The 7,450-nt window shown below is 73.2% G+C and carries 8 protein-coding genes; 4 read left to right on the forward strand and 4 right to left on the reverse strand.

Annotated features, from left to right (window positions below):
• Nucleotides 1–10: 10 nt before the first annotated feature.
• The gene (locus tag ACRX5W_RS15240; RefSeq protein WP_436788660.1) at nt 11–1,078 is read right to left on the reverse strand and encodes a DUF4349 domain-containing protein; all 1,068 of its coding nucleotides are present in this window, start codon (nt 1,076–1,078) and stop codon (nt 11–13) included.
• Between the two features lie 406 nt (nt 1,079–1,484).
• On the opposite strand from ACRX5W_RS15240, the gene hemG reads away from it, so the two are divergent.
• The 4 genes from hemG to ACRX5W_RS15260 all read left to right on the forward strand — a co-directional run bounded on the left by hemG (nt 1,485) and on the right by ACRX5W_RS15260 (nt 5,078).
• The gene (gene hemG / locus ACRX5W_RS15245) at nt 1,485–2,978 is read left to right on the forward strand and encodes a protoporphyrinogen oxidase (protein ID WP_436788661.1); all 1,494 of its coding nucleotides are present in this window, start codon (nt 1,485–1,487) and stop codon (nt 2,976–2,978) included.
• On the forward strand, nt 2,975–3,721 hold the full coding sequence (gene hemQ, locus ACRX5W_RS15250) for a hydrogen peroxide-dependent heme synthase (RefSeq protein ID WP_436788662.1): 747 nt from the start codon (nt 2,975–2,977) through the stop codon (nt 3,719–3,721). Before hemG ends, hemQ begins: the two co-directional genes overlap by 4 nt.
• 139 nt (nt 3,722–3,860) lie before the next feature.
• Nucleotides 3,861–4,433: a methylated-DNA--[protein]-cysteine S-methyltransferase gene (locus ACRX5W_RS15255; protein WP_436788663.1), complete on the forward strand. Its 573-nt coding sequence runs from the start codon at nt 3,861–3,863 to the stop codon at nt 4,431–4,433.
• 72 nt (nt 4,434–4,505) lie between these two features.
• Nucleotides 4,506–5,078, forward strand: coding sequence for a DUF4291 domain-containing protein (locus ACRX5W_RS15260; RefSeq protein ID WP_436788664.1), 573 nt, complete (start codon nt 4,506–4,508; stop codon nt 5,076–5,078).
• Between the two features lie 141 nt (nt 5,079–5,219).
• On the opposite strand, the gene ACRX5W_RS15265 is transcribed toward ACRX5W_RS15260, so the two are convergent.
• The 3 genes from ACRX5W_RS15265 to ACRX5W_RS15275 all read right to left on the reverse strand — a co-directional run.
• Entirely contained in the window at nt 5,220–5,675 is a 456-nt protein-coding gene (locus ACRX5W_RS15265; RefSeq protein WP_436788665.1) for a hypothetical protein, read from the reverse strand.
• Nucleotides 5,672–6,544: a DUF692 domain-containing protein gene (locus tag ACRX5W_RS15270; RefSeq protein ID WP_436788911.1), complete on the reverse strand. Its 873-nt coding sequence runs from the start codon at nt 6,542–6,544 to the stop codon at nt 5,672–5,674. Before ACRX5W_RS15270 ends, ACRX5W_RS15265 begins: the two co-directional genes overlap by 4 nt.
• Nucleotides 6,520–7,450 (reverse strand): TIGR04222 domain-containing membrane protein (locus tag ACRX5W_RS15275; protein ID WP_436788666.1); only part of this gene is annotated, 931 nt, incomplete at its 5' end. The genes ACRX5W_RS15275 and ACRX5W_RS15270, both read right to left, overlap by 25 nt.

A 7,450-nucleotide genomic window follows, 5' to 3' on the forward strand; every position in this document is an offset into this window, starting at 1 on the left:
CCGTCGCGCGTCAGACGGGCGGGGCCGGGGGAAGCGGCGGGTCGGCGGACTCGCGCGGCGCTTGGACCGGGGCGTCCGGTCCTCCGGGTCCTCCGTCGCCGGCCCGGGTTGCGCGGCGGCGGGCCGACGTCCGGCTCAGAGGGTTGTCGAACCGGCGCAGGACCAGCCACAGCACGACCGCCACGACGGCGAACGGCAGCACCGCCGCGGTGACCGCAAGCAGGAAGCGGAGGGTGGCCACGAACGCGTCCCAGCCGCCCTTCAGGGCGTCGACGATCGGGCCGCCGAAGCTGTCGTCCTTGTCCTCGTCCTTCTTATCGGCCGTGTCGCCCTTGTCGGTGGCGCCGGGCGCCGGGGAGGTCACCGTGAGGGCGATCGTCGCCAGGTCCACTTGGCCGGTGAGAGCCTGCTGTCGACCCAGCAGCGAGTCGAGTTCCGCCTCACGCTCCGTCAATTCCGCTTCCAGGCTGATGATTTCCTGGATCGAGGCGGCCTCGGCGAGCAACTGCCGCACGCGGTCGACACTTCGGCGCTGCGTCTCCACGCGGCTCGCGACGTCCACGACCTGCTCGGTGACATCGGTCGCGGTCCGGTTGCGTGCCACGACCGTGCCCAGGGCGCTGAGTTCGTCGATCGCGCGGTCGAACTGCGCGGGCGGGATCTTGAGGGTCAGCGTCGAGGTGACCGAATAGCGCGTCGGGGCGGCCGGGTCCGCAGTCGTGGGGTACGGCGGCACCGGCACCCGCCGGGTCTCCTCACCGGCGACCATGCCGCCCATGCCGATGGCCAGGGACCGCGCGCCCGCGGCTGCGGCGTCGGGGTTGTCGGCTTCGAGGCGCACCTCGGCGGTCAGGACGAGCTTGCGGTCGCCGACTGCCGGTGCCTGGGCGCCCGGGGCCGCGGTGCCGCCGGGCGAGGGCGCGGACGCGGCGGGACCGGCCGCACTCGGGGCGGCGGTCGGGGCGGACAGTTTCGGCGCGGCTGCGGCGTTCTCGCCGCTGTCGGACGCCCGGTTGCCGCTGCCCCCGCCCGAGCACGCGCCGAGCAGCAGGGCGACGCCCAGCGCTGCTCCTGCCATGGCTGTTCTTCGTGGCAACATGCTTTCCCCCCAAGAGATTTGACGACTCACGGCGGTACGCCCCGGACACGTGGGCGGCGTGGTGTTGCTGTGTGACGCTGTCGGTGGGGAGCGGGTTCCATGGCGGCGGAGATGGTGCTGTGGGACGACGAAGAACGCACGTCTCTTGGGTCAGCCCGTAACGCCGCGGTGTGCCGTTGTGGGTGGCGTGTGGCTGCCTCCGGCGCGTGGGGGCGCGGGCGGTCGGCGGGAACGTCCGAGCGGGGCGTGGCCTGCGGGCGTGGGTGACGTGGCGAGGGGAGGCGTGCGGTCGGGGACGGTGGCGCCCCGCACACGCTGCCGCGAAGGCGTCGGCGGGACGCCTTCCCGGTCACCGCACCGAAATCGGGCGTGAGAGGGTTGACCCATGAGTTCGACGACCGGCGAACCCGCCGGCCCGCACGTTGTCGTCGTCGGAGGGGGCATCGCCGGGCTGGCTGCCGCGTACACGCTGTGCCGTGACGCGCCGCCCGGAGTACGGGTCACCGTGCTGGAGGGCTCGCCGCGGGTCGGCGGCAAGCTGTCGGCGGTCGAGATTGCCGGGGTGCCGGTCGACGAGGGCGCCGAGTCGATGCTCGCCCGCCGCCCCGAAGGGACCGCGCTCGCCCGCGAAGTCGGCCTCGGCGACGACCTCCAGCCGCCCGCGACCGCCACCGCGACGCTGTGGACGCGCGGCGCGCTGCGGCCCATGCCGCGCGGGCACATCATGGGCGTCCCCGGCGACCTCGCCTCGCTCGCGGCCTCCGGAGTGCTGTCGCCCGCCGGGCTCGCGCGTGTGCCGCTCGACCACGCGCTGCCCCGGCACCCATACGAAGACGACGTCACCGTGGGCAAGTTCGTCGCCGCGCGGCTCGGCCACGAGGTTGTCGACCGGCTCGTGGAACCGCTGCTCGGCGGTGTGTACGCGGGAGACCCGTACGCCATCTCACTGGCCGCCGCCGTGCCGCAACTGCTGCCCTTCGCCCGCTCGGGAGGCTCGCTGCTGAACGGCGTGCGCGGGCTCCTCGACCGCGCCCCCGACCCCGCCGCCGCGGGGCCGGTGTTCGCCGGGATCCGCGGCGGGATCGGCCGACTGCCGGTCGCGGTCGCCGCGGCGATCGGCGCGAGCGGGCGCGGAGCCGTGCGCACCGGGGCGACCGTGCGCGAGCTCCGGCGTACCACGACCGGCTGGCGGCTGGTCGTGGGTGAAGCGCGCGCTCCCGAGGCGGTCGACGCGGACGCCGTCGTCGTGGCGGTGCCCGCCGCGCCCGCCGCACGCATGCTCGCCCCGCACGCGCCCGTCGCGGCGGCCGAACTCGGTTCGGTCGAATACGCCGGAATGGCGATCGTGACCATGGCGTTCCGCCGCGCGGATCTCGGCGCGGAGCTGCCCGGCAGCGGGTTCCTCGTGCCTCCGGTGGACGGCCGCCGCATCAAGGCGAGCACGTTCGCGAGCAACAAATGGGGCTGGATCGCCGATGCCGACCCGGACACGTTCGTGCTGCGCACGTCGCTCGGCCGCGCAGGGGACGTCGCGCCGCTGCAACGCGACGACGCCGACCTCGTCGCCGACTCGCTCGCCGACCTGCGCGAGGCGGTCGGCATCGACGCGGTGCCGGTCGAGACGCGCGTGACCCGCTGGGGCGGCGGCCTGCCGCAGTATGCGATCGGCCACCTCGGGCGCGTGGCGTGCGTCGAGGACGCCGTCCGGCAGTTGCCAAGCCTCGCGGTATGCGGCGCGGCCTACCGCGGCGTCGGCATCCCGGCGTGCATCGCGAGCGGCGAATCCGCCGCCGCGGCCGTGCTGGCGTCGCTCGAAGGCGGCGGGTGGCGGACCGGGTGGCAGGGGGCCGCTCGGGGACAGGGAGAATCGAGAGTATGACTGACGCGACCACGCAGGACCCGGACGTTCCCCAGACGGCCGTCGGCGAGACACCGCCGCGCCGCAAGGCCCGCGACCTCAACCAGGTCATCCGCTACACCATGTGGTCGGTCTTCCGACTGCGCGGGCCCCTGCCCGACGACCGCGCGCCTCTCGCCGTCGAGATCGAGTCGCTGTTCGAGCAACTGCTCGACAAGGACGTCGTGGTACGCGGCACCTACGACGTGTCGGGGCTGCGCGCCGACGCGGACCTGATGATCTGGTGGCACGCGGAGTCCTCGGACGAGCTGCAGGAGGCGTACAACCGCTTCCGCCGCACCGAGCTGGGGCGCCTCGTCGAGCCGGTCTGGTCGAACATGGCCCTGCACCGGCCCGCGGAGTTCAACAAGAGCCACATTCCGGCGTTCCTCGCCGACGAGACGCCGCGCTCGTACGTCGCGGTGTACCCGTTCGTGCGCTCGTACGAGTGGTACCTGCTGGAGGACGCCGAGCGCCGCCGTCTGCTCGCCGAGCACGGGCAGATGGCCCGCGACTACCCCGACGTGCGCGCGAACACCGTGCCGTCGTTCGCACTCGGTGACTACGAGTGGATCCTGGCGTTCGAGGCGGACGAACTGCACCGCATCGTCGACCTCATGCGGCACCTGCGCGGCTCCGAGACGCGGCGGCATGTGCGCGAGGAGGTGCCGTTCTACACCGGGCGGCGTCGGCCGGTCACCGAACTGCTCGCGGGCCTGGTCTGACGCGCGTCTCGTGCACGGGCCGTCCCAGGTGCGGGGGCGGCCCACCGCCATGTCCGAAAACCGCCGGTCTCCGGTCGGCGCGAAGGGCAACATGGTCGATGTGGACACGACAACGCGAAGCACCGGAAGGGCCGTGGGCATGAGCACGGAGGTCCAGGACGCACTGCCGCTCGTCGCGCACGCCGAGCCCGGGTTCCCCCCGGCCGAGCTGCGGGCGCCGCTCGACGGGCCGCCGCGCTACACGGTCGTCGGATCGCCCGTCGGCGAACTGCTGCTCATCGGCGACGGCGAGACGCTGTCCGGGTTGTTCATGCTCCCCGACGCCAAGTACGTCCCCGAGGTCGGTGCCGACTGGATCCGCGACGACGGCGCGTTCGACGCCGTGCGCGGGCAACTGGACGAGTACTTCGCCGGCGAGCGGCGCTCGTTCGACGTGCCGTTGGCCCCGCGCGGCACACCGTTCCAGCGGTCGGTGTGGCGCGAACTGACGACGATCCCATACGGGCGGACCATGTCGTACGGGGCGATGGCCGCCGCGCTCGGCACCCCGACCGCGTCCCGCGCGGTGGGCGCCGCCAACGGACGCAACCCGATCTCGATCATCGTGCCGTGCCACCGCGTCATCGCGTCGAACGGCGCGTTGACCGGCTACGCGGGCGGGCTCGACAAGAAGCAGCGGCTCCTCGCACTGGAGCGGCGGGCGGCCGGCTGAACCGCGGCCCTTCGGGGCCACACGCGGAAAACCGGTGGCCCGGAAGCCGGTCGGGTCGGCATCGTGCCGGGCATGTCCGCTGCCGGAATGCGCGAGATCCGCGCCGACTTCGACGCCGATTCGATCGTGGTGTACCAGGCATACCCCACGCGCATCGCGGATGCGGCGCTGCGTGCGGGCCGGTTCGTGGAACCGTTCTCGTTCGGTCGCATGACCTGGATCAAGCCGTCGTACCTGTGGCTCATGCACCGCAGCAACTGGGCGCGAAAGTCCGGGCAGGAGCGGATCCTCGCGGTGCGCGTCACCCGCGCGGGATGGGAACACGCCCTGGCACGCGGGGTGTTGACGTCGGCTGCGCCGGACGCGGTGGCCGGTGTGCAGGTGCACGTCCAGTGGGACCCGGAGCGGTCGCTGCGCGGTGCCGCGCTCAACCACTACAGCATCCAGGTCGGTGTCGGACGCGCGCTGATCCGGGAGTTCGCGGAGGAATGGACCGTGGGGATCACCGATCTGACCGCCCGGACGCGGCGCATCGCCGAACTCGTGCGCGGCGGACGCATCGACCGGGCCCGGGCGCTGCTGCCGCCGGAGAAGGTGTACCCGATGACGGGAGACACCGCGCGGCGGCTGGGCATCGGCGGCTGACCGGGGGCCGGGTCTCGCGTCGGCTGATGGGAGACACCGCGCGGCGTGCATCGGCGGCTGCCGGATGTCGGCCCGCGTCGGCCAAGGCCGTCGCAAGGCCCTGCAAAGGCCTTTCCGGCATCGATCCCCGCGCGGTCTTCGTCAGTCCGGTTGTCGGTCGGGCCAGTAGGCCGCGTCGGCTGAGGCACGGGCGCGGCGGGAGCGCCACCACGAACGCAGCTTGTGTACGCCGCCTCGTCGTGTCCGCGACGTGCGCGCCTCCACCAACGGCTCGGGCAACTCCCCCCGCATACGCAGGTATTCGGCAAAGGCGTGACCGTCGGCGCGGCTGCCGCCGACAGCGGGCTTGGGGTGTGTACGGGCCCAATCCATGAAGGCGCCCGGCCATCTCTCGCCGAGGGCGGCGGCCAGGTGGGGGAGGGCTCGCTCGACGCCGCTGCGGCGTTTGGCGGCCAGCGCCGTGGTCTGGACGCGGATGCGTTCGGTGTCGAAGCCCTCGGGTATGGGGCCGCCGGCAACGAGTGCGGTCAGCAACTCCGTCTGACGGCGGGTGAGTTCGTCCCGGTCGGAGTCGGTGGTGGAGCCGGGGGTGGTCATCGGGCCCCGCGCGTCGGTGCGGGGTCATCCGCCAACACGCCCTGGATGTCGACGAGTTCCCGGGCCAGCTCGTCGGCCGGGGGATAGGCGGCGTCGCGTTCGAGCAGCACGCCGGGAGGCCGCGTGCGTTCGCACAGCATCCCCAGGACCTCCAGGACTTCGGGGCTCACCGGGTGCGCGTGCGTGTCGTGCCAGAGACCGTCGCGCAGGACGCCGCCCGCGATGTGTGCGTACGCGACCGCCTCAAGCGGCAGCGCGTCCAGGGCCGCCTCGACGTCCAGGCCGTGGTTGACGCGTTCGGTGTGCAGGTTCGCGACATCGATCAGCAAGGTGATCCCGGTCAGCTCGACGAGCTCCGCGAGGAACTGAGCCTCCGTCAGCTCGTTGTCCGGCCACCGGAACAGCGTGGCGGGGTTCTCCAGCGCGAGCGGAACCGGCAGCGAGTCCTGCGCGATGCGGACGTTCTCCGCGATCACCCGCAGCGACGCGCGCGTGCGCGGCACCGGCAGCAGGTGCCCGGCTTCCATGCCGCCCGCGCGCACGAACGCCAGGTGCTCGCTCACCAAAGGGGCTTCGAGAACTTCGGCGACCCGGCCCAGCCGGGACAGCCGTGCCGAGTCAGGGCGTTCCGCGCCGCCCAGCCCCAAGGACACGCCGTGTGGGACGACCGAGGTGCCGCGTGCCCGCAACACCCGCAGCGATTCGGGCACATGGTCCGCGTGCTCGATGCACACGTTCTCCGCGATCACCTCCACGAAGTCGACTCCGTCGAGGCGTTCGACGGTCAGATCGATCTCCGGCCGCCAGCCGATTCCGACCGCCGTGCGGCCACCGGGCATCCCGATCACGATCCCCCGCCCCCTCCACATGACGACCCGGACGAACAACTCGACGACGAACAGCTCGACGACGAGGAAGCGGCGCACGACCACGCCGAGGACGAGCAGTTCGGGCCCGAGCACGAACTGCCCCGGAAGCCGTTGTCCGCGCACGACGTTGACCCGAACCACGACGGGCTGTCGGAATCAGCCGAGCCGGTGCCCCCGCATCCCGCGTCGGCGCCACTGGCATGCTGCGTGACCCGTTCGCGTCGGAAGACGTCCAGGAGTTCGAGGTCGGTGAGCCGGTCCAGCCCCATCACCGCGATGACGCCGAGCCCCGCGCCGCCGGCGGCCGTACGGTCGAGGTTCTCCCGGAGCCGCGGGGTGCGGCGCAGGCGGAGCACGTACGCCATGCCCGCCCGCGCGTGCTCGGTGCGCCCCATCGCGAGGACTTGCAAAAGCGCCAACGACGCCGTGAAGCCGATGGCGTGGACCGCGACGGCGACGGCGAAGCCGTCGTCGCCCACGGACGGGGCGATGCCCGGGACCACCGCGGTCACAGCGCTGACGACCGCCGAGACGATCAGGATCACGCGTGCCTGCCGGCGTTTTCGTGCACCGCCGGGCCGGCGTATGAGCCCCTGTGCGAGGAACCGGTCGCCGATCGCCTGGACTTCGCGGCTGCGCGCGCCCCGGAAGCGCACGGTCGACAGCGCCGCGCTGCCGTCGGCCTCGGCGACCGCGCGCAGCACCCCGGCCGCGACCGGGTCGGCCGGGCCCCGAGCGGTCGCGGTGACGGTGCCGTCGCGGCCGATGTGCACCACTCCCGCGGCACGCATCGCGAGGAGCGCCACATCGGCCACCCGCGCCGGGCCGCCGGCCAGGAACGCGGCCTGGTACAGGTCGAGGTCTTCGACCGGCGGTGGCGGGGGGGGGGGGGGGGGGGGAGGGTGT

This window comes from Yinghuangia sp. YIM S10712, assembly GCF_051388935.1.
Classification (GTDB): Bacteria; Actinomycetota; Actinomycetes; order Streptomycetales; family Streptomycetaceae; genus Yinghuangia.